The organism is Bradyrhizobium sp. P2_E8 (assembly GCF_056403875.1).
The window spans coordinates 1-1,530 of sequence record NZ_JBFUES010001374.1 but is presented as its reverse complement, the minus strand read 5'-3'; the positions used below and the strand labels follow the sequence as shown (position 1 = coordinate 1,530).

The 1,530-nt window shown below is 62.9% G+C and carries 2 protein-coding genes; one reads left to right on the top strand and one right to left on the bottom strand.

Features of this window, described 5'->3' with window-relative positions; translation table 11 throughout:
* Positions 1–887, bottom strand: an 887-nt coding sequence (gene hemA, locus AC1D00_RS40595; protein WP_477014574.1) for a 5-aminolevulinate synthase, incomplete at its 3' end; no start/stop codon positions are given.
* 273 nt (positions 888–1,160) lie between these two features.
* On the opposite strand from hemA, the gene AC1D00_RS40590 reads away from it, so the two are divergent.
* The coding region (locus AC1D00_RS40590; protein WP_477014573.1) for a type II 3-dehydroquinate dehydratase at positions 1,161–1,530 on the top strand (370 nt) is incomplete at its 3' end.

Sequence of the window (1,530 nt, the reverse complement as noted above, 5' to 3'; positions counted from 1 at the left end):
GTCTTGAGATGCTTGATCGCGGCGGTCGCGGCCGAGCAGATCGCCGGCGGCAGCGCGGTGGTGAAGATGAAGCCCGGCGCATAGGAGCGCACGGCATCGATGATCTGGCCGTTGGCGGCGATGTAGCCGCCGAGGCAGCCGAACGCTTTCGCGAGCGTGCCTTCCAGAATGTCGATGCGGTGCATGACGCCGTCACGCTCGGCGATGCCGCCGCCGCGCGGGCCGTACATGCCGACCGCGTGGACCTCGTCGACATAGGTCATCGCATTATATTTCTCGGCGAGATCGCAGATCTTGGCGAGCGGGGCGACGTCGCCGTCCATGGAATAGAGGCTCTCGCAGGCGATCAGCTTCGGCCGGTTCGGACCCGCCGCCTTCAACAGCGCTTCGAGATCGGCGAGGTCGTTGTGGCGGAACACGACGCGTTCGCAGCCGGACTGGCGGATGCCCTCGATCATCGAATTGTGGTTGAGCTCGTCCGACAGGATCAGGCAGTTCGGAATGAGCTTTGCGATCGTCGCGATGCCGGTCTGGTTCGAGACGTAGCCCGAGGTGAACAGCAGCGCCGCTTCCTTGCCGTGGAGGTCGGCAAGCTCGGCCTCGAGCTGCACCAGCGGATGATGCGTGCCGGCGATGTTGCGGGTGCCGCCTGCGCCGGTGCCGACGCGCGTCGCGGTCTCGACCATGGCACCGACCACCTTCGGGTGCTGGCCCATGCCGAGATAGTCGTTGGAGCACCAGATCACGACGTCGCGCTTGCCCTTGGGCGAGTGCCAGATCGCGTGCRGGAACCGGCCCGCCATCCGCTCCAGATCGGCGAACACGCGATAGCGCCGTTCAGTGTGGAGACGATCGAGGGCAGAATTGAAGAACTGGCTGTAATCCATCGGCAAAACCTGCAACGGAACCTGACCAAGGGGCCGCATCTTCTTAGAGCTTTTCCAGCTCCAATGTCTATGCGCTATCCCACATTTGGCCCTGGAGGGCATTTGGGCAAAATGCCCTATCGGCCAGGGAACGACTTGATCCCGATCAAAGGGTTCACGGGCTCGTGTAATGCTGCTTTGCGGTAAGGCCCGCGAGGGACCGACACGGCAGCCTCGGCCTGCCTTGGGCTCGGCAAGACAATTCAGCAGATTTCCATTCGAAAGGACGCTCCCATGAAGCGCGTGATGATCCTCAACGGTCCCAACCTCAACATGCTCGGCATCCGCGAGCCGCACATCTATGGCACCACGACTCTCGCAKAGGTCAACGCGAGCTGCGAGGAAGCCGCCGCGAAGCTCGGGCTCAAGCTCGCTTTCCACCAGTCCAACCATGAGGGCGTGCTGGTCGACCTGATCCAGTCGGCGCGGCAGGACGCCGATGCCATCGTCATCAACCCGGCTGGCCTCTCCTTCACCTCGGTCTCGATCATGGACGCGATCAAGACGTTCGAAGGCCCGGTGCTGGAAGTCCACATCTCCAACATCCACGCCCGCGACGAATATCACCGGCACTCCAAGATATCGTTCGTGGCCTCAGGCGTGA